Source organism: Bradyrhizobium sp. LTSP857 (assembly GCF_000938285.1).
Classification (GTDB): Bacteria; Pseudomonadota; Alphaproteobacteria; order Rhizobiales; family Xanthobacteraceae; genus Bradyrhizobium.
The window spans coordinates 211,337-231,417 of sequence record NZ_JYMS01000044.1 but is presented as its reverse complement, the minus strand read 5'-3'; the positions used below and the strand labels follow the sequence as shown (position 1 = coordinate 231,417).

At 58.9% G+C, this 20,081-nt stretch carries 16 protein-coding genes; 14 read left to right on the top strand and 2 right to left on the bottom strand.

Features of this window, described 5'->3' with window-relative positions:
- Nucleotides 1-8 precede the first annotated feature (8 nt).
- The 4 genes from UP06_RS27820 (at nucleotide 9) to UP06_RS27805 (ending at nucleotide 4,599) form a co-directional block, all read left to right on the top strand.
- On the top strand, nucleotides 9-461 hold the full coding sequence (locus UP06_RS27820) for a (2Fe-2S)-binding protein (protein ID WP_045006852.1): 453 nt from the start codon (nucleotides 9-11) through the stop codon (nucleotides 459-461).
- Entirely contained in the window at nucleotides 458-2,608 is a 2,151-nt protein-coding gene (locus tag UP06_RS27815) for a xanthine dehydrogenase family protein molybdopterin-binding subunit (protein ID WP_045006851.1), read from the top strand. The genes UP06_RS27820 and UP06_RS27815 overlap by 4 nt, the downstream gene beginning before the upstream one ends.
- Nucleotides 2,605-3,897 (top strand): c-type cytochrome, encoded by a 1,293-nt coding sequence (locus UP06_RS27810; protein ID WP_045006850.1) that lies wholly within the window; start codon nucleotides 2,605-2,607, stop codon nucleotides 3,895-3,897. The genes UP06_RS27815 and UP06_RS27810 overlap by 4 nt, the downstream gene beginning before the upstream one ends.
- Nucleotides 3,898-4,032: 135 nt before the next feature.
- The gene (locus UP06_RS27805; RefSeq protein WP_045006849.1) at nucleotides 4,033-4,599 is read left to right on the top strand and encodes a carboxymuconolactone decarboxylase family protein; all 567 of its coding nucleotides are present in this window, start codon (nucleotides 4,033-4,035) and stop codon (nucleotides 4,597-4,599) included.
- 290 nt (nucleotides 4,600-4,889) lie between these two features.
- Here UP06_RS27805 and UP06_RS27800 read toward each other — a convergent pair whose 3' ends face one another.
- Nucleotides 4,890-6,221, bottom strand: a complete 1,332-nt coding sequence (locus tag UP06_RS27800; protein ID WP_045006848.1) for an NAD(P)/FAD-dependent oxidoreductase — start codon at nucleotides 6,219-6,221, stop codon at nucleotides 4,890-4,892.
- Nucleotides 6,222-6,762: 541 nt separating this feature from the next.
- Here UP06_RS27800 and UP06_RS27795 point away from each other — a divergent pair.
- The 7 genes from UP06_RS27795 to UP06_RS27770 all read left to right on the top strand — a co-directional run bounded on the left by UP06_RS27795 (nucleotide 6,763) and on the right by UP06_RS27770 (nucleotide 14,255).
- Nucleotides 6,763-8,238: a catalase gene (locus UP06_RS27795; RefSeq protein ID WP_045006847.1), complete on the top strand. Its 1,476-nt coding sequence runs from the start codon at nucleotides 6,763-6,765 to the stop codon at nucleotides 8,236-8,238.
- Between the two features lie 143 nt (nucleotides 8,239-8,381).
- Nucleotides 8,382-8,510 carry a hypothetical protein gene (locus tag UP06_RS42460; protein WP_283806043.1) on the top strand — a complete coding sequence of 43 codons (129 nt, stop codon included), beginning with the start codon at nucleotides 8,382-8,384 and terminating at the stop codon, nucleotides 8,508-8,510.
- Nucleotides 8,511-9,412: 902 nt separating this feature from the next.
- Nucleotides 9,413-10,120, top strand: coding sequence for an ATP-binding protein (locus UP06_RS27790; protein ID WP_156163264.1), 708 nt, complete (start codon nucleotides 9,413-9,415; stop codon nucleotides 10,118-10,120).
- A 38-nt stretch (nucleotides 10,121-10,158) separates the two neighbouring features.
- The gene (locus UP06_RS27785) at nucleotides 10,159-10,683 is read left to right on the top strand and encodes a flavodoxin domain-containing protein (protein ID WP_045006846.1); all 525 of its coding nucleotides are present in this window, start codon (nucleotides 10,159-10,161) and stop codon (nucleotides 10,681-10,683) included.
- A gap of 3 nt (nucleotides 10,684-10,686) precedes the next feature.
- On the top strand, nucleotides 10,687-12,534 hold the full coding sequence (locus UP06_RS27780) for a 2-oxoacid:acceptor oxidoreductase subunit alpha (protein WP_045006845.1): 1,848 nt from the start codon (nucleotides 10,687-10,689) through the stop codon (nucleotides 12,532-12,534).
- A complete protein-coding gene (locus UP06_RS27775; protein WP_050032116.1) occupies nucleotides 12,531-13,418 on the top strand; it encodes a thiamine pyrophosphate-dependent enzyme in 888 nt (295 codons plus the stop codon). Before UP06_RS27780 ends, UP06_RS27775 begins: the two co-directional genes overlap by 4 nt.
- A gap of 204 nt (nucleotides 13,419-13,622) precedes the next feature.
- On the top strand, nucleotides 13,623-14,255 hold the full coding sequence (locus tag UP06_RS27770; RefSeq protein ID WP_050032114.1) for a PepSY domain-containing protein: 633 nt from the start codon (nucleotides 13,623-13,625) through the stop codon (nucleotides 14,253-14,255).
- 703 nt (nucleotides 14,256-14,958) lie between these two features.
- Here UP06_RS27770 and UP06_RS27765 read toward each other — a convergent pair.
- On the bottom strand, nucleotides 14,959-15,669 hold the full coding sequence (locus UP06_RS27765; protein WP_156163263.1) for an FCD domain-containing protein: 711 nt from the start codon (nucleotides 15,667-15,669) through the stop codon (nucleotides 14,959-14,961).
- 329 nt (nucleotides 15,670-15,998) lie between these two features.
- On the opposite strand from UP06_RS27765, the gene UP06_RS27760 reads away from it, so the two are divergent.
- The 3 genes from UP06_RS27760 to UP06_RS27750 are packed head-to-tail and all read left to right on the top strand — an operon-like array spanning nucleotide 15,999 to nucleotide 20,055.
- Entirely contained in the window at nucleotides 15,999-17,621 is a 1,623-nt protein-coding gene (locus UP06_RS27760; protein ID WP_045006843.1) for an FAD-dependent monooxygenase, read from the top strand.
- On the top strand, nucleotides 17,618-18,820 hold the full coding sequence (locus UP06_RS27755) for an FAD-dependent monooxygenase (RefSeq protein ID WP_045006842.1): 1,203 nt from the start codon (nucleotides 17,618-17,620) through the stop codon (nucleotides 18,818-18,820). Before UP06_RS27760 ends, UP06_RS27755 begins: the two co-directional genes overlap by 4 nt.
- Entirely contained in the window at nucleotides 18,817-20,055 is a 1,239-nt protein-coding gene (locus UP06_RS27750; RefSeq protein ID WP_045014466.1) for an ABC transporter substrate-binding protein, read from the top strand. The genes UP06_RS27755 and UP06_RS27750 overlap by 4 nt, the downstream gene beginning before the upstream one ends.
- Nucleotides 20,056-20,081: the final 26 nt, after the last annotated feature.

Here is a 20,081-nt window from a genome sequence, read left to right as displayed (position 1 = left end):
GAGGACAAATGATATCGCTCAACATCAACGGGCGCGACTATTCCGTGCAGGCTCCCGATGACATGCCATTACTCTGGGTTCTGCGCGATCTCCTGAACCTCAAGGGGACAAAATTCGGATGCGGAATCGCGCAATGCGGCGCTTGTACCGTGCATGTGGACGGCCGGCCCGTTCGATCCTGCATGTTGCCGGCCGCGAACGTCGGCCCGCGCGAGGTGACGACAATCGAGGCCATCGGGCAAAAGGACAGCGGGCGCAGGATTCAACAGGCATGGCTCGAACTCGAGGTCGTCCAATGCGGCTACTGCCAGTCGGGCCAGATCATGGCCGCGGCGGCTCTCATCGAGCGCAATCCCGCTCCCGACGATGCTGAGATCGATGCGGCGATGGCCGGAAATATCTGTCGTTGCGCGACCTACGCGCGCATACGCGCCGCGATCAAGTCGGCCTCCCGCAAATGACCGGGCACCTGTCGATTTCCCGTCGCCAGTTGATCGTAGGCGGCCTCATGGTCGCCTTCGCCTCTAGCGCCCGGGCAAGAGCCGCAACGTCCGAAGTGACAAGTCCGAGCGCGATCGGCGGTTTCGTTCGCATCTCGCCGGAGGGAGGCATATCGCTGGTGATGCCGAGTGTCGAGATGGGTCAGGGTATCTACACCGCGGAAGCGGCTTTGCTGGCCGAGGAACTCGACGTCCGCCTCGACCAGATCGTGGCGTTTGCCGCTCCTCCCGACGGATCGCTTTACGCGCAGCCTCTCTTCAAGGCTCAGATGACGGGTGGGTCCACCTCGATCCGCGGGTTCTGGACCCCTCTTCGGCAGGCGGGGGCGGCCGCGCGATCCATGCTCGTTGCCGCGGCGGCGCAGGCTTGGGGAGTGCATCGGAACGAATGCTCCACGAAGGATGGCACGATCCTGCATTCATCGACGGGCCGCGTCCTAAAATATGAAGAGGTCGCTGAATCGGCCGCGACCCTGCCGATGCCCGAAGATCCGAAGCTGAAGTCGCGCGAAGAGTTTAGGATCATCGGCAAATCCCAACGTCGGATCGATACGTCGGCCAAGGTGAACGGGAGCGCGGTCTACGGGATCGATGTGATGGTCGATGGAATGAAGACCGCGGCCGTGGCGATCAGCCCCGTGGACGGAGGCAGGCTGAAATCGGTCGATGACAACCGTGCGCGAAAGATCCCGGGCGTCATCGACGTCTTGCGCATCGACGACGCGGTCGCAGTGGTCGGCGAACACTATTGGGTCGCTCGCGCCGGCGTTGAGGCACTGGATATCGATTGGGAGCTGGGACCGAACACGAAACTGACCACCGCATCGATCCGCGCCGAAGCCGTCAAAGCGGCCGACGAGGGGACGCCGATCAAGGCTCTCGAACGCGGTGACGTCGAGACTAGCTTCAAGAATGCGACGAAGCGGGTGACCGCCGAATACGAACTTCCGTTTCTGGCTCACGCGACAATGGAGCCGATCAATACGACCGTTCATGTCCGTCCCAATGGTTGCGATATCTGGGTCGGCACTCAGACGCCCGTGGTAGCCCAGAAGCATGCGGCCAGGATCACGGGACTTCCGGTCGACAAGGTGGCCTTGCACAATCATCTCATCGGAGGTGGATTCGGGCGCAGACTCCAGGCTGATACGATCGAGCAGGCCGTTCATTTTGCCAAGCAGGTCCCCTATCCCCTGAAGATCATCTGGACGCGCGAGCAGGATATCCGGCACGATCGCTTCCGCCCCTGTTATCTCGACAGGATAGCAGCTGGTCTGGACGAGCAAGGCCGGCCCCTGGTCTGGACCCATCGCACCATATCGGGAACGGTCAGGCGTTATTTCGCTGAAGACGGCTGGCCGGAAGGAAAGCTCGACAAGGATGCCGTCGATGGCGCTTGGGACAGCCCCTATGCGTTCCCAGCCATCAGGGTCGACTGGGTCAGGCACGATCCGCCAGTCAAGCTGAACTGGTGGCGCGGCGTCGGCCCTACGCACAACGTCTTCGTGGTCGAGAGCTTCCTGGACGAGTTGGCGCATACCGCAGGACAGGATCCGATCGCCTACAGGCGGGCGTTGCTCGATGCCAATCCGCGCGCAATGGCCGTGCTGGACAAGGTTGCCGACGCCGCCGGCTGGCATAAGTCGTTGGAGCCAAGGTCCGGGCGCGGGGTGTCGCTGCATCAGAACTTCGGAAGCTACGCCGCTCTGGTCATCGAAGTCGCGGTGGCTATCTCAGGCGAGATTTCGCTGAATAAGATCGTGGCCGCCGTCGACTGTGGCATCCAGATCAATCCCGATACGATCCGTGCGCAGATCGAAGGCGGTGTCCTGTTCGGACTGTCGGCCGCCCTGTTCAACGGCATTACCTTCGACGAAGGACGGGTCGAACAGGGCAACTTCAACGATTACCGACAACTTCGCATCAACGAGACGCCGCCGATCGAGGTCCACCTCCTGGAAAGTAACGAGAGTCCCGGTGGCCTCGGCGAGGTAGGAACGGTGTCTGCGGCCCCAGCACTCGGGAATGCAATCTTCGCAGCAACCGGGGTCCGCATCCGCCGCCTGCCGATCGACCGAAGCCTGCTTTCCAAACGGGAGAACGCATGAAGCGCATCCTTGTCGCTGTATGCGCTCTCGGTGTCGTCATCGCGATCGTGGCCGCATGCTTTTTCTTTTGGCCCGCCTCGATCGAAGCGGTCCAAGCTACGCAGGCGCAACCAACTGGATACGCACTCGTTGCAAAAGGCGAGTATCTGACCAAAGCGGCCGATTGCGTCGCCTGCCACACCGCTCCGGGAGGGCAGCCGTTTGCCGGTGGTCGCGCCTTCAGGCTTCCGTTTGGAACGATCTACTCGAGCAATATCACGCCGGACGGGGAAACAGGGATTGGCAGATGGAGCGATGCGGAATTCGTAAGAGCCGTGCACAGGGGAATCGGGAAGAACGGAGAGGATCTCTATCCTGCCTTTCCGTACACAGCCTATGCCCTTCTTTCGACCGACGACGTCCTTGCCATCCGTGCCTACCTTTCAACTGTGCGACCAGTGTCACTGCGGAACACCGACAACACACTCGTTTTCCCATTCAACCAGCGGTACTCGCTGAGAGCCTGGAAGCTCCTGTTTGTGCCGACCAGGCCATGGGAGCCGTCCACGGCTCACGACGCGCCGTGGAATCGTGGAGCGTACCTTGCCGAAGCGCTCGCGCATTGCGGCGAATGCCATACACCCCGCAATCTGATGTTCGCGACAAAGAGAGGCAGGAAGTACGCCGGGGCGGTCGTTGACGGATGGAAGGCCTACAACATCACGTCTGACCGTGAGAGCGGCATAGGTGCTTGGTCCGACGCCGACATAGCGCAGTATCTATCCTCCGGGCACGCGCCCGCGCGCGGCAGCGCCGGAGGTGGGATGGGAGAGGCAATCGATCTCAGTCTTCGTCATCTCTCCTCCGAAGACATCGCAGCGCTGACCCGATATCTGAGATCCATTCCGGCACAACCATCGGAGCTCGCGGTCCGGATCGATCATCATCCGGCCACGTTGAACCGTGCCACGGCCTGGTCGCCGGGACCGGATCGCAACGAAAGTATCGGGTTTCAGATTTTCGCGTCGGCTTGCGCCAGTTGCCACGGCTGGGACGGAGCCGGTCAACAGACGGAACACGCAGAATTTCTCGGCTCACCCGCGGTGAACGACCCGTCGGGCGTCAATCTCGTCCGCGTCGTGCTCGAAGGGGTCAAGATCGGGTCGCACAGGGGCGACAACTTGATGCCTTCGTTCGCCGCTGCCTATTCCGACGCGGAGATCGCTGCCGTCAGTAATTATGTCATAGGGCATTTCGGCGGCAAGCAAGGCAAGGTTACGGCGGCCGACGTTCGTGCCGCCCGCAACTAAGAAGTCGCTCGAATTCGAACTCGCCTTGAGCAGGAAAGCTAGGACACCACGATGAGAATGATCCTGTCCACGCCCGTCGGGATGCAGAGCTACCTGCCGCCGGGTGTGAGTATGATCCTGTAAGGAGTAACGCTCATGCGTTTGCCGTTCATTCCGCCGGCCGAACTCTCGCCGGAACAGAAGCTGCTCTACGACGATATGAAGGCCGGCATTGCCGCGAAATACAGCACCTTCAAGACCATGCGACCGGACGGGGCGATACTCGGGCCATGGAGCGCATGGCTGCATGATCCCGATCTTGGTCACGCGCTCTGGGGCGCCACAAAAGGAATGACGCGATTCCGGCACTTGCCGGAAATGGTTCGGCAGATCGTGATCCTTACGGTAGGTGCAAGGTTCGGCGCGGCCTATGAGATCTACGCACACGGCGCTGTCGCTCTGGCGAATGGAATGAGTGCCGAGCGCCTCGCAACCATTGCCGCGGGTCTTCGACCGGCGGACCTGACGAGCGAGGAGGCAATTGGCTACGACATGGCTAGCGCGTTATTGGGCGGCGGCATGCTGGCGTCACCGATCTGGGAACGCGCCATCGCCGTCTTCGGTGGGGAGGGAACCCGCGAGATCGTATACCTTGTCGGACACTATTGCTTCATTTCAATGACACTGAACGGCTTTGCGATTTCCGTCCCTGACGACGAGTAGCGGTGCTGGCGGGGGCCTCTTTCGCAATTGGTGAAGAGGCTGCCGAAATCAGCAATTGGCTCCGGTCGCTCTTTGGGCGTATGACGCGCTTCGTATCGATACCGCTCTCCAATTCCGGGGACGGCTGTTAAGCTTTCCAAAGACCACCCTGGGGCCTAGCGTTCTCTCCGTGGCAGGGCTAAGCCCCCGAAGTGGCGTAAGGTGACGCTTGTGGTTCAATATTGAAGCACAGGGCTATCCCAAACCAGCTTAAAGCATCCGGCAGTGATGACCACCGGGCCTGACCACGACTATGAGGCGGACGACCGCGATCCTTCGGAAATCAACCGTGAGCTCCGCTGCCCCGACAGATAAGACCAGAGCCATTGCGTTTGGACGCGGAACCGGTTTTGAAGTTGCGGCAGGGATAGTATGTGCAACGCGGCCCACACCAGCCAGGTCAGAAAGCCGCTGCTACGCAAATGGCCGGACTCGAGGATGGCGAAGTTCTTGCCAACCACCGCCATATTGCCCTTGTTGCGGTATCGAAACGGTCGACCATCCTTGCGCCCTCTGACACGGTTCGCGATGACATGCCCGACAAATCGGCCCTGTTGAATGGCTGCCTGCGCCACTCCGGGGACGGGGTTCCCATCCTGGGTCATCGTGGCCGCATCTCCCGCGACAAAGACATTGGGCGCCTCAGGGATGTCCATGAAAGCGCCGACGAAGGCGCGCCCAGCGCGGTCCATTTTCGTCCCCAGCATTTTTATGACAGGCGAGGCGCTGACGCCTGCCGTCCAAAGCACGGTGGCGCTCGGAATGCGGTTGCCGGCCGCGATCACGCCCTGGTCGTCAACCTTCTCGACCTTTACGCCCGTCGAAACTTCAACGCCGAGCTTGCTTAGTCGCCTTGCTGCCTTTCGTGACAGAGATTCTGAAAAGGTCGGAAGAATACGCGCGCCTCCGTCCAGTAGCAGAATTCGGCTCTTGGCGGGGTCGATCTTGCGGAAGTTGTTGCGCAGAGTCACCGAGGCCAGTTGAGCGATCGAAGCGGCAAGCTCGACGCCGGTTGGGCCGGCACCCACCAACACGAAGGTCATTTGGCGCGCGCGCTCCTTCTCATCATCGGTGGATTCCGCCAATTCAAACGCACTCAGGATCCTGGTCCGGATCGTCTCAGCGTCGTTGAGGCTCTTGAGACCTGGCGCAAAGCGCGCGAACTCGTCATGACCAAAATAGCTCGGATGCATTCCGGCGGCGATCACGAGGAAGTCGTACTCGAGTTTCAGAGAACCTATTCCCGGGCAATATACGTCGACGGTCCGCGTTCCCGAGTTGATGCCCTTAACCTCGGCCAGCAATACGCTGAGATTCTTCTGTTTCGCCTCGAGCTGCCGGATTGGCGCCGCTATCTCGGATGGCGCCAAGACAGCGGTGGCGACTTGGTACAGGAGCGGCTGGAAAATATGATGATTGCGCCGATCGATCAGCGTTATTTCGACATTGGCTCGCTTGAGCGCGCGTGCAGCCGCGATGCCGGCGAAGCCTCCGCCGACGATCAGGACGCGTTTCTTATCTAAGACCGCCTTTGTTGCCGGCGGCTCTTCTTGCGGAAGCGATTCGGTCAGAACTGTCGTCATGGAAACTCCTTCGATCCGAAGGCGACTCGGTCTCTGCTATGGATATGGGAAGTGTGACGGCTCTTCTTGAACGACGCTGCGGTGCATGGAACGTTCACGCCGTTTTCATGTTCGCGTCGATCGCAAGCGCTTGAACAGTGGGCGCTTACGGATCAGCCCCATGGTCGTAGCCATAACAATCAGGGAGCCGTGATGCCGTTCGCTACGGTGCTCGTCAGCAGAATCGGGCGCCCAACCGGCTATCGCGAGCTCCGCACCGATCTGCCTTGGGGAGAGCTTATGTGGCCCGCTTGTTGCCTGCGCGAACTATCCTGAAAATCGTGCGGTTGCCCCGCGCGTCTATAGATCCGAATTCGTCAGCTGACAGTTTTGAGCATGATTGGCGCTAATCCCGCAGTAGCGTTCAATCGCAACTGGTAGCGAGAAGGCATATTGGGTGCCGGCTTCGAGACGCTGTTCCAACTCAACACGACAGCTCTCGTTCTAGATGATGAAGCATTGAGCACTCGGCACGTCCAACTCTGTCCACCGGAGCCTACCCTTGAGCGACCTATCCAAACGATCGCCGTTGGCCCATGCATCCGGCACCCCAGTCACGGATAATTTCAACATTCAGACCGCGGGGCCGCGCGGTCCCGCCCTGCTGCAGGATGTCTGGCTGATCGAGAAGCTCGCCCATTTCGCCCGCGAAGTGATCCCCGAGCGCCGCATGCACGCCAAGGGTTCCGGCGCCCACGGTACCTTCACCGTCACGCATGACATCACGCGCTACACCAAGGCCAGGATGTTCTCCGAGATCGGCAAACAGACCCCGATGTTCGCTCGCTTCTCGACGGTTGCGGGCGAGCGTGGCGCCGCTGATGCCGAGCGCGATATCCGCGGCTTTGCCCTGAAATTCTATACTGAAGAGGGCAACTGGGACGTCGTCGGCAACAACACGCCGGTGTTTTTCTTCCGCGATCCGCTGCGCTTTCCCGATCTCAATCACGCCATCAAGCGCGATCCGCGCACCGGCATGCGTAACGCCGACAACAACTGGGACTTCTGGACGCTGCTCCCTGAAGCACTGCATCAGGTCACAATCGTCATGAGCGATCGAGGCATTCCGAGAAGCCTCCGTCACATGCATGGCTTCGGCAGCCACGCGTACAGCTTCCTCAATGTCGCGAACGAGCGCATCTGGGTCAAATTCCACTTCTGTACCCAGCAGGGCATCCAGAATCTGACGGATGCGGAAGCCGAAGCCCTCGTCGGCAAGGATCGCGAAAGCCACCAGCGCGATCTGTTCGAAAATATCGAGGCCGGCAATTTCCCGCGCTGGACCCTGTTCATCCAGGTGATGACAGACGCGCAGGCGAAGGCATTCCCATTCAATCCTTTCGACCTGACCAAGGTCTGGCCAAAGGGCGACTTTCCGCTGATCGAGGTTGGATATTTCGAACTCAACCGGAACCCCGAGAACGTCTTCGCCGAAGTCGAACAGGCAGCGTTCTCTCCCGCCAACATCGTGCCGGGCATCAGCTACTCGCCGGATAAGATGCTGCAGGGGCGGCTCTTCTCCTATGGAGATGCACAGCGCTACCGCCTGGGCGTCAATCATCATCACATCCCGGTCAACGCGCCAAAATGCCCGTTCCACAGCTATCATCGCGACGGCGCCATGCGCACTGACGGCAATCTCGGCGGAACTGTTACCTACTTCCCCAATAGCCTGGGCGAGTGGGTTGACCAGCCGCAGCTGAACGAGCCGGCGCTGGAACTCGGAGGCGCCGCAGCACATTGGGACCATCGTGTCGATGACGATCACTACCAGCAGCCAGGCGACCTTTTTCGCAAGATGACTCCTGCCCAGCAGCAAATACTGTTCGACAATACGGCTCGTCAGGTCGGCTCCGCTGCCAAGCAGATTCAGGAGCGTCATGTCGCTAACTGCGCCAAGGCAGATCCTGCCTACGGCGCGGGCATCGCGAAGGCGCTGGGCATCGATTTGAAATCGAACATGATAGCGGCGGAGTAGCCTCGCCCTCCGCGCCGACGGCACTCACCGGCTCCCCCAGCCGCGTACCGATACCGTCGTAGAAAAAGGGTCGTGCGACGCGGCGAGTCAACGAAAGTAAAGTCGGCTGCATCGGCGCGAACGGACAGTGCACAGGAGACGATATGAGGAGCGTATTGAGCCTGGCTACATTCGCCATCGTGGTGCTGTGCTTCGTGGCGTTCGTGAGCAAAGTAAGGCCAGTTCCCATCATTGCAGCGCCCTCGCTGATCGAGCAGACGCAGGCTCAGTGATGCGTCCGACGATTCGGGTATCTCCCAAAGGACAATCGAGAGTTCTAATCGAGAGCGATAAGGAGTGCCCGTAGCCCGCTATTTTATCTTCGTCGGAAGCACGCTTGCGGCTTTGTTACTCATCTCCAGCCGGTTTCTGCCGAACCCACCAGCGGCGTTCGCTGATCAGTCCGTCGCCGTCGATAGAGCGGTTATCCGGATCAAGTCCGCCCACAAATGGCCGGAGAAGGTCATCTTTGACACCAGTCAGCTGACCATCACACCTCCCGTTGTCACGGACGCTCTCACGATCCAGTCGTCGAGTCCGCTACCGTCTGTCAATTCGCTGGATCATTCGAATCTTGAAGCCACGGGCTTGCTAAAGCCAGACACACAGCCGGTCGCCATCAATCATCCAACCCTGCAATCCAAGCACCGCGTGGAAAGGACCACTCGACCGAGGCGCTTAGCGAGGGGTCCTGTTACACACCGCCGAATAGTAACGAGCAGGGACTGTTGCCAGTTCGGGTGGGTTGATGGCGGTCAAACAAGCTCGAATGCTATGCCGCCCAAGCGGGCTGCGTCGTCATGGCCCTTGGATTGACGCGCGATCGATCGGCAGAACTTGAAAGACGACGGATTTCGACAGGTGGGCACGGAAGTGAGCATCAACCATCCAAATAAATCAGCAACGTACAAGACCGACAGAAGTACATCCGTTATTCCTTACAGCATCAAGAGGCGACGAAATCCCGAGATTGTCTTTGACGCGATTGAGGCCGAGTTGGAGCGTCGCGGCGCCGAGCTATGAGGGCTGCTGTCCGAAACCATTCGCTGCGAGAGCTGTTTGGAAAGGCATTACGATCCAAACGAAATCGTGGAGAACGCTTTTGGTCAGAGACAACAACTCGTTGGAGCACGAAATGACCGAGCGCGTCGCACAGTTGCCGGATCCCGACGGATCGTTGCTTCTTCGCGAGTTGGATCACAGAGTGAAAAACGAATTAACGTCCGCGATATGCGCAGTTTCAGCCAAAGCGGTGCAGTCCGATAGTGCCGCGGTCAAGGCCGCGCTGTTCGACGTCGTGGACTTCCTACATCAATGGGCCGACGTTCATCGCGCGCTGCACATGCCAGATCAAAGGCGCCTCACCGATGCCGCAAGCTACCTCCAGCAGCTTTGCTTCGCCATGACGAAATACCGACTGGATTGCCTGGCAATACGCGTCTTGTATTCAGCGGATGATCTGAGGCTTGAAGGAGAGCGCTGCTGGAAGCTCGGACTGATTGTATCCGAGCTACTGACCAATGTGGCACGACATGTAGAATTCGGAGCTAATCATCCAGAATTGCGAGTGAAGTTGATGCTTGTAGGCGACGTCGTAAGGTGCGGGGTCTCTGACAATGGGTCGGCACCTGAACCCATCCGGCGCGGCCGAGGGCTTACGATCGTCAGCGAGTTGGCTAGCAGTCTGGGGGGCCGCGTTCATACGTCTTGCGCCGCCGAAGGATCCTCCTTCCTTCTCACCTTTCCGTTGACTGAGGCCGAGAAGCGTGCCGCCGGCGCGACCCATGATGTTTTGAAGCAGAAAAAGATGGGCCGCCCACGGCGGCTGGAGGCGTCAAGATAAGTCGGCCGGGAACCGTCACTGGAAAGCGGAGGTAACTCTTGAACAACATTGCCAATCCCGCGGGAGCGGTCCTACAGTTCGCTCAGCGTCGACTCCTTCATATCGTCTTTGCCTCCACCAGCGGTCACACGGAGTACGTGGTGGGTGCGCTGATCGATTCCTTGAAGAACAGCGTCCTAGGTTGGGAGATCGAGGCAACGACGGCCGAGAAAGCGCAACCACAGGATTTGCTGAGCGTTGATGTTCTCCTGCTTGCCTCCGCGACCTGGAATACAGGGGGCATCGAGGGACAATTGAATCCGCATATGTCGGTGCTGCTCCAAGACAAGGCGCAGACTCTGGATTTGGCCGGAAAACCGTGTGCATGCATCGGACTCGGGGACCACCGATACTTTTACACGGCTCGGGCGGCGGATCATTTGGACCACTACGTTGAGGCCCACTATGGCCGGCTGATCGTTCCAACGCTTAAAATCATAGACGAGCCCTACGGCCAGGAGGAGACCATAGGAACCTGGGGCAAACAGTTGGTTGATGTCTTGAATCCGGCAGATCGGTGTTAGGCGATGCCCCGCATCTCTCTCAAAATCGTCGGCGCTTCGGGACAGGGAATAAATTCCATTGGCGCGATCATCGCTAAGGGTCTCAAAAGATCCGGCTACTGCGTGTTTGGCTACCGCGAGTATCCCTCCCTGATAAAGGGCGGGCACGCTAGCTATCAACTGGACGTCTCGAATGAACGCATTTGCAGTACCGAAACGAAAGTGGACGTGCTTGTCGCGCTGAACCATCACGGCCTCGAGCTGAACATGGAGGAGCTGAAACAGGGCGGGATCGTGCTGCACGTGACGCCCGGGTGGCAGTTTCCGGAGCACCATCGGAAGCTGATCGCGGAGCGAAGCCTTCGCATCATCTATTTCCCGGTTGATGATATGCTCAATCGCCTCGGCGCAAGGGCAATTCTGTCGAATGTGCTGCTGACCGCCTTTGTCTGGTCCATGCTGGACCAGGATATCGATGCCCTCAAGTCCCTCGTCGGAGAGACGTTTGCGAAGAAGAAAGCTCTCCTCGAATTGAACATACGATGTATCGATGAGGGATATTCTTTTGTCGATCCCGAGCAGGGGGCGATCTCCGTCGCTTTGCCGCCGCCTGACAAAGGCTTCGCCGGCCACCTCCTTATTACCGGCAGTCAAGCAATGGGACTAGGCGCGGTTCATGCCGGGGTGAGGCTCTATGCCGGCTACCCGATGACACCCTCCAGCCCGCTGCTGTCATTCATCGCCGAGCTCGAAAACAAGACCCACATGGTGGTCAAGCAGGCGGAAGACGAAATCACCGCGGCCCAGATCGTGAGTGGGGCGATGTACATGGGAACGCGCGCGCTTACCGCCACCTCCGGCGTCGGATTTGATCTTATGAGCGAGACACTGTCGCTGAATGCCATGATCGAGAACCCGACGGTGTTTGTGCTGGCACAACGCCCTGGTCCGGCCACCGGCCTGCCGACCTGGACGGCTCAAGGAAGTCTCTTACAGGCCGCGAACTGCTCTGCCGGTGAATTCACGCGCTGCGTAATCTCGGTGAGCAACAGCCAGGATGCCTTCGACTTGATGCCGGTCGCATTCAACCTGGCGGAGCAGTACCAGATCAGTGTCATTGTCCTCACCGACAAGCAGATCGCCGAGGCGCTGTACACGCAACATCCTTACGATCAGGAAAAGACTGAAATTGATCGTGGCAGGCTCGTCGTCGATCCCGAGAAGCTGAAACTCCTGAAATCTTCTGATCGATTTAACCCGCACGCCCAGGGCGGCGTTTCGTTGCGATGGCTTCCCGGCAGCCGCGCGGCGACCTATTGCGCGCAAGGTGATGAACACAATTCCATCGGCGCGGTGGATGAGTCCAGTCTCAACACAAAGTTGCAGATAGAGAAGAGGCTGCGGAAGTGTCACGGATTAAAGGCAGGGCTTCCCGCACCTCACTTGAGTATCGGCGGTCGCAGCGTAGAGACGAGCGACTGGATTGATACAGGCGACGAAATCGAGTTGCTCGCGATCGGCTGGGGAAGCACCGGTGACGTGTTTCAGGACGTCATGCGCAGCGATGAACTGCGAGGGCGGAAGATCGCGTATCTGCACTTCACGTATCTCTGGCCGCTCCGCACCCAGGAGCTTCAGAGACTGGCAAAGCGGTCGAAACACATCGTCCTGGTCGAGCAGAACTATCAGGGGCAATTGGGCATGCTGATCAGAATGGAATGCGGCCTGGATATCCCGGATAAAATTCTCAAGTACGATGGTCGACCATTTTTCTACGATGAGCTTCTGTCATCGGTGATTGAGAGATGTGCGAGCACCTCGGAAAACGAAAAGACGTCTCCCGGTTTAGAACATGCGGGTAGCCCATCATGAATATCGCTCTGCAGACCCAGCCGCCCGCTCTTTCCGACTACTATTCGGAGACCAAATGCATCTGGTGTGACGGCTGCGGCAACTACGGCATTTGGACGGCCGTGAAGTATTCCCTGGTAGAACTGAATTTGTATCCTTGGCAGGTTTGCCTTTGCTACGATGTCGGCTGTAACGGCAACGGCTCGGACAAGATTGAGGGCTACCGCTTCCACGGGCTCCACGGTCGGGTCATCCCGTTTGCGGCAGGCGCGAAGCTTGCAAACATGAAGGTTCCGGTCATCGCCTTCGGCGGTGACGGCGCGACTTTCTCGGAAGGTATCGGGCATTTGATCCATGGCGTGAGGAGCAATTATCCCATCACGTTCGTCCTGCACAACAATACAAACTTCGGGCTAACGACCGGGCAGGCGAGTTCGCTCACGCCACAGGGCCAGGTCATGAACACAAGCCCCAACGGGATCCCCGAGCACACGTTGGCGAGCATGGACCTGGTTTTCTCACTCAATCCCACGTTCGTTGCCCGTGGCTTCAGCGGCGACATCAAACTGATGACTCGTATTCTCAAAGCCGCCATTCAGCACCGCGGCTTTGCCTTCGTCGAGATGCTCCAGGCGTGCCCGACATACAATCACTTCGCGACGCACGAGTATCTGTTGGACAGGTACTTCGATGCAAATGCCGATGGTCACGACCCGGGCAATCTGCAGCAGGCGAGGGCGCTCGCTACGCAGGTTCAGGATCGCATCGCCTGCGGCATTCTCTATCAACGCAGAGACGCTCCCGACTTCTATAGTCGGTTAATTCCGCGACAAGGCGTAGAGACGACCTGTGTGGAGGAGGTGCGGAGGTATGATGTAAGCGAGTATTGGAAGGAATTGGTGTAAGCAAATCCCACCGTTGGGAGCGCGGCGGCGCGAGCGCGGGCATCGGCGTCTCACCGTGACCGGGACCCGCGCCGCGCCAACGATTGGAAAATCCGCAAAGCAGTCTTTGTGTCGGTTAATGGCTTATGGTTGGAACGGCATCATCCTGCTGGCCAGCGTCTCTCTTCAGCAAACCGTTCCTCGTCGATCTAAATGAGTGGGGCAATGTCAAAGAAGCAATTAGTCGTAGCCCTAATATCGCTTCTAATCTGCGCACCCTCCTATGCCGGCGCCACGCCGGATGGCGAAACCGGCGCGGCTCAAGAACAGGATGCAACGAGCAATGAGCTCGCCGAAGAGGCGATAAGCCGTGAACTTAAGTTGTTCCGAGGCGCGGAAGTATCATTGCGCCAAGCGCTGAAGATAGCTGACAGCCTTCACCCCGGCTCGAGGATCGTCGATGTCAGTTTTGATGGCGGCTCCGGCTCATCCGTTTATCGCGTGAAGATGTTTCGGCAGGATCGCATTTGGGAAGATACTATCGACGCCAAAACGGGGCAGGTTGCGGGCAATGCTAGAGTATTATCCATGAGTGAGGTGAACCTGGAGGATCGCCTCAACTTGATCGCTATGCAATCTGTCCGGCAAGAGCTTGCAGATGCAGTCTCTGTCGCTGAGGATAACACGTCAGGAAAGGCGGTCAGCGGCGGACTGGTGAGCGAAGCCGGCAAGTTGAATTTTGTGATCGTGGTTCTGTCCGGCACCAATCTCAAGCAGGTCCTGCTCGAACCGCCCAGTGCCATCAACCCAGAAACGCTTCCACGTCATTCAATGTCGTCAAGGGTCAAGCCGCACTGACGGCAACCGAGTGTTGGCTTTCCATTCGTTTCCGTTCCCACGATAGCCTCCGGGCCGCTGGCCAGCTAAAAGACTGCACAGGAGCCGCGGCCAATGTCGGCCTCTTAGCCGTGGGCTTAAGTTCCGCCCCACCCCTGGTTGTTTCAGAGAACTTGTCGCTTTTAGCGCCCGCCTCTCGGCGGAGCGAACGAACGCAGATCCTTGAGCTTCAGCCCAAGGAGCGCCCAAGAATGGCCATGAACAAAAGTGGAAAATAGTCGGGGACAAAGGCCGAAAAGTTGCGCAATTTCAAGCCTACGCTCTGAAGGCAATCCGTTCAGGACGCAGAGGTCGCAGGTGTTGAAGGCGCGGCCGAGCAATTTACAGTTGGTCTGTAACCTATTGATTTCGATAGCGCTATTACGGTAGCCTTTTACATCTAAGTATTTGTAATTGCTTCTGAAAAATGAGACTCTTAATCAGCGGGTCCCAGGTTCGAGCCCTGGTGCGCCCACCAAATAAGATCAATCATTGCGGACGCTTCTGAATCAGAGCGGACCTTTTGGTTGGAAGGCCGGTCTGATCCGTTCTGAAGGCTGGTCGAGAGCCGGGCTCGAATTGCTCTCAAATTCCGAGATACGCCGCTTGGACTTGTTTGCTGTTTGCAAGCTCGTCGTTTTTTCCCTGCATGGTCACGCGCCCGCTCTCCAGCACGTAAGCGCGGTCAACCAGAGACGGCGCGCGGCTTTGCGGATTTCGGCGCCTGCTCGCGCTCGGACAACGAAGAGTCGAGGATGACGCTTGCGGTCTTTTGCAAATGTTCGTTCATCAGCGCGACTGCGCGTTTACTGTCCCGCGCCAAAGCGGCCTCTGCAATCTCGCGATGCTCCCTGTCGAGGTCCCTTTCCACCTTGGAAAAGGGGCCCGAAAACCAGCGGTAGCGTTCAGAGTGATTGAAAAGCATCTCCCGCAAATGAAGGAGCCAGGGGCTGTCGCATCCCGCCGCGAGGACTTCATGGAAAATCTCGTGAGCCTTCGCATATTCGTTGCTGTAGCGGCGCGCGGCCTTATCTGCCCATACCGGCGTGTGCGATAGGCGATGCAGTGCCGCGACGACCTGCGACTGCCACTCGATACCACCCTTCTCGATGGCCCCCTGAAGGCACAGCCCCTCGATGTTGCACCGAACGTTTGTGAGGTCGCGAAGGGCTTCGATGGACAATGGCGCGACACGAAAACCTCGCTGAGGTTCGCTGACGACAAACCCTTCCGATGCGAGACGTGAAAGGGCCTCACGGACGGCGCTCGAGCCGACCGCAAAGCGACGGCACAAGTCATCGATCTTCAGCTTCTCTCCGGGAGCAAAGCGGCACGCGAGCAGTTCGGACCGAAGCTCCGCATAGGCTCCTTGGGTCAGGCTTGTCGGCGATTCCATGATTTTCTCCGATAACACGCGCGATGCCACAAGTCAGCCATAATATGCACGCTTTTAGAATTATGCATATTCCATTGTAATATGCATTTTATATGTTATGGTGAGTTCGCACTTGGAGGAAACGCCCCGCGCGTTTCATCGCTTACGAAAGAAACGGAAGCCGCAACCTCGCAGCGGCCGATCAAGACGGGATCAGAGCGAAGGTTACGTCGCTGCCCGCGCGTGTGCACTGCCTGATCTTGGAGTTGAGCAGTTCCAGCTCTGATCGGGCGTCATGCGCAAGCGCACAAAAACATAAAATTCTTCGCGCGTCGTATTGGGAGGAAGGAATGAAATCGGTTCCGGTTTTGATTGCAGGGGGTGGTCCGGTCGGGATGACGCTTGCGAAGGTCCTGGCCTATTTCGGAATCCGCTCCATGCTGGTGGAGACGAACACGACCACGACCCGCCACCCGAAGATGGACATCACCAACAGCCGCAGCATGGAGCTTTTCCGCCGGTTTGGACTGTCGGATGCATTGCGTAAAGTCGCGGTGCCGGAAGATCATCCCTTCGACGTCGCCTGGATCACGAGCCTCGCCGGATATGAGCTGCATCGTTTTCGATATCTGACCCCGAGCGAGTTTCGAAAGCGCATCCGTGTCAAGAACGACGGCACCCAGCCGCTCGAGCCTCCGATGCGCGTTTCACAGGTCGAGATCGAGCCCGTTCTGAAGAAAGCCATCGACGCCCGTCCGGAAGTCGAGGTGCGGTTCGGCGTTGCCTTCGAACGTTTCGAAGAGAAGAACGATCATGTCGTCGCGGTCCTGCGGGAGCAGGGAAGTGGCGCGCAAGAGCACGTCACCTGTCAATATCTCATCGGTTGCGATGGCGGTTCGAGCCGTGTTCGGGCGGGGCTGGGCATCCAGCTCGAGGGACAAGCGCGCGTCGGCGAACTCTACATGATCCACTTTCGGTCAACCGAGCGTGATCTGCTGCAGCGCTGGGGTGTCGCCTGGCACTACCAATCGCCACTTGGAACAATGATTGCCCAGAATGACGATGATATCTGGACCGTTCATGTTCCCGTTTTTCCCAGCCAAGACTCAACCAAGCTCGATCCGCGCGCGCTTGTCGAGGCCTATGCCGGCCGGTCATTCCCGTTCGAGATCCTGGTCGCGAATGCGTGGACGCCGCACCTGCTCGTTGCCGAATCCTATGGTAGGGGACGCGTCCTCCTCGCAGGCGACTCCGCGCACCAGTTCATCCCGACGGGCGGCTATGGAATGAATTCGGGCGTCGGCGACGCCATCGACCTCGGCTGGAAACTGGCTGCAACCTTGCAGGGCTTCGGTGGGCCTGACCTTCTTGCGTCATACGAAATTGAACGGCGTCCCGTTGCGGTCCGAAATCGCGACGCATCCGGCCGCCACATGCAGGTGCGGATGCAGATTGCCGAAGCCTACGGAAACCTGCTGGAAGGCGGCAACAGCGAAAATCCCGTGCGACGGGCAGAAGTCGGCGCAGAGCTTGCCAAGCTTGGCAACATAGAGAACGAGTGTTTCGGGATCGAGCACGGCTTTATCTATGAAGGATCGCCGATCCTCGCCGACGGGCCGGCCGCTCCCTTTCCGTTTGATCCTGTCGTATACAAGCCGACGACCACGCCTGGCGCCCGCCTGCCCAGCACATTCTTGAAAGATGAGACGGCGCTCTATGATCGGCTCGGCACGCACTTCACCCTGATCGATTTCCGCGGAAGCGATCTGTCGGCCTTTGTCGAGGCTGCGGCGCGACGACGGATACCGCTGGCGATCTTGCAGCTCGACGAGCCCGATCTGAAGGGGGTTTATGGTCAGGACATGTTGCTCGTGCGGCCCGACCATCACATTGCGTGGCGCGGAACAGGCAGAAAGACGCCGAATGCAGACGCAATCCTGGCGACGGCTCTGGGCTGGGGGGCGGAGCGGTGAAGCCGCTTCATGCCCTGGTAATCGGCGCCGGCATCGGGGGCACGGCGGCTGCGATAGCGTTGCGTCGGGCTGGCCTCGACGTGTCCCTGTTCGAGCAGACGGTGGCGCAACGCGAGGCTGGCGCAGGTATTCAGGTTAGCCCCAACGCCTCCCGGCTGCTCCGCCGCTACGGGCTTGGCGATGCCATGGCACGCGCTGCCGTTCGTCCCTCCGCGGTCGTCTTTCGTCGCTGGCAGGACGGTCGTGTCCTAGGGCGCGAAGAATTGGGTGATGCCCTCGAGAACCGCTACGGTTCGCCGTACTATCATTTCCACCGGGCCGACCTCATCGCTCTTCTGGCGGACGCGTTCGGTCCCAAAGAGATCAAGCTCGGACGTCGTCTGATCGATGTCGCGCAAGACGAAAGCGGCGTGACTGCTCATTTCGAGGATGGCACGTCGGAGCGCGGCGATCTCCTGGTCGGGGCCGACGGAATACACTCCAGGGTTCGCGAACGCCTGTTCGGCGAGGAAAAGCCAAGATTCTCGGGGCAGATCGCGTATAGGGGGCTCGCGCCTGCGGAACGCGTCGCGCATCTCGGCCTTCCGCTCGATGTCACGAACTGGGTCGGGCCGGGCGGACACTTCGTGCACTACTTCGTTTCCGCCGGTCGCTTTCTGAATTTCGTGGCGGTCAGCGAGGAAGCGACATGGACGCGAGAGCAGTGGTCTGACCGCGGTTCGATCTCCGATGCCGCGAAGATCTATGAAGGATGGCATCCGCAGATCGCGACCATTCTCAACGCGGTCGACGAGACGTTCAAGTGGGCGCTGTTCGATCGCAATCCGTTTCCGGAATGGACGGAGCGGCGTGTCGCACTGCTGGGGGACGCGTGCCATCCCATGCTGCCCTTCATGGCGCAAGGTGCCGCGCAGGCTATCGAGGACGGTGCGGCGCTGGCGGCCTGCCTGAAACAGGCAGCCTTCGACATTCCGGCAGCGTTCCGGACTTATGTCGCCTTGCGCAAGCCGCGAGCAACCGCGGTGCAGGAAGGATCACGCGCCAACTCCAAAAGCTTCCACCTGCACGATGGACCACAGCAGCTCGAGAGGGATCAGATCTTTGTCACGCGAGGCGTGCGCGGCAGTCCTGAGGCAATGAACAGGCTTTACGGCTACGACGCAGAAGCCGTCGCGCCGACACTGGAGGAACAGCGATGACCCGCGCTTTCGAAATCGCTTACGCCCGTTTGGGTATCGCCCTGATGGTGTTTAGCGAGTTGGCCATTTCGACGCCTGGCATCGCTCAAGAGAAGCGGTACGATACGGGCGCATCCGATACTGTGATCAAGATTGGCAACACTGCGCCCTATAGTGGACCGCTGTCCTCGAATGGTGTCATCGCCAGGACGGAGGCCGCCTACTTCAAGATGATCAATGATCAAGGCGGGATCAGTGGCCGCAAGATCGAGTTCATTTCGTACGACGATGCGTATAGTCCTCCGAAGACCGTGGAGCAGACCCGAAAATTGATCGAAGGCGACGAAGTTCTCCTTCTTTTCAATCAACTCGGTACGCCGACCACCATGTCGGTCATCAAATATGTCAACGCCAGAAAGGTACCGCAGCTGTTCATCGCGGCGGGCGCAACCGTCGTCGGCGATCATAAGACTTACCCTTGGTCGATGGGCTTCCAGCCAAGCTACCAGAGCGAAACGCGTATCTACGGCAAGTACCTGCGCGATAATTATCCCAATGGAAAGATCGCCGTTCTCTCGTCCAATGACGACTTCGGACGGGACAACGTGAGGGGATTGAAAGATGGTCTTGGCGACGCGGCCGGGAATATCGTCGCCGAAGTCACCTACGAGACGAGCGCGCCGACGATCGATTCCGAACTCGTGAAGCTGAAATTCTCTGGCGCGAACATCTTCGTCAATTTCGCCTCCGCTAAATTCGCCGCGCAAGCCATCAAGAAAGCGGCCGAGATCGATTGGAAGCCCGTGCATATCCTGCATGGAAACTCGCAGTCGATCAGCGCCGTCCTGAGCCCTGCCGGCCTCGAAAACGCCAGGGACATCATCACCGCGAGCTACATCAAGGATCCTGCGGACGCGGCTTGGAAGGACGACCCCGGTCTGAAGAGGTTTTCCGATTTCATCGCCAGATACCTGCCGGGCGAGGACAAGAGAAATTTTTACGTGGTCTATGCATACAACGCTGCGCAGGCGCTGATTGCGGTACTTGAGCAGTGCAGGGATGACCTTACGCGCGACAACGTCCTGAAGCAGGCGGAGGCTTTGAAGCAGGTTCATCTCGATATGCTGCTTCCCGAGATTGCGCTGAACACCTCGCCCACCGATCACTACCCGATTGAGCAAATGCAACTGCAGAAGTTCGATGGACGGAACTGGGTGCGATTTGGCCCAACTATCGAAGGGGCACCACGAAAGTGATCCGCCACCAAACAGAGACGCCGAGC

Coding starts and splice junctions, on each gene's coding strand:
- UP06_RS27805 (WP_045006849.1), top strand. CDS start 4,033: ATGCGTTTGCCGTTCATTCCGCCGGCCGAACTCTCGCCGGAACAGAAG.
- UP06_RS27810 (WP_045006850.1), top strand. CDS start 2,605: ATGAAGCGCATCCTTGTCGCTGTATGCGCTCTCGGTGTCGTCATCGCG.
- UP06_RS27815 (WP_045006851.1), top strand. CDS start 458: ATGACCGGGCACCTGTCGATTTCCCGTCGCCAGTTGATCGTAGGCGGC.
- UP06_RS27775 (WP_050032116.1), top strand. CDS start 12,531: ATGAATATCGCTCTGCAGACCCAGCCGCCCGCTCTTTCCGACTACTAT.
- UP06_RS27770 (WP_050032114.1), top strand. CDS start 13,623: ATGTCAAAGAAGCAATTAGTCGTAGCCCTAATATCGCTTCTAATCTGC.
- UP06_RS42460 (WP_283806043.1), top strand. CDS start 8,382: ATGAGGAGCGTATTGAGCCTGGCTACATTCGCCATCGTGGTGCTGTGC.
- UP06_RS27750 (WP_045014466.1), top strand. CDS start 18,817: ATGACCCGCGCTTTCGAAATCGCTTACGCCCGTTTGGGTATCGCCCTG.
- UP06_RS27760 (WP_045006843.1), top strand. CDS start 15,999: ATGAAATCGGTTCCGGTTTTGATTGCAGGGGGTGGTCCGGTCGGGATG.
- UP06_RS27800 (WP_045006848.1), bottom strand. CDS start 6,221: ATGACGACAGTTCTGACCGAATCGCTTCCGCAAGAAGAGCCGCCGGCA.
- UP06_RS27820 (WP_045006852.1), top strand. CDS start 9: ATGATATCGCTCAACATCAACGGGCGCGACTATTCCGTGCAGGCTCCC.
- UP06_RS27765 (WP_156163263.1), bottom strand. CDS start 15,669: ATGGAATCGCCGACAAGCCTGACCCAAGGAGCCTATGCGGAGCTTCGG.
- UP06_RS27780 (WP_045006845.1), top strand. CDS start 10,687: ATGCCCCGCATCTCTCTCAAAATCGTCGGCGCTTCGGGACAGGGAATA.
- UP06_RS27790 (WP_156163264.1), top strand. CDS start 9,413: ATGACCGAGCGCGTCGCACAGTTGCCGGATCCCGACGGATCGTTGCTT.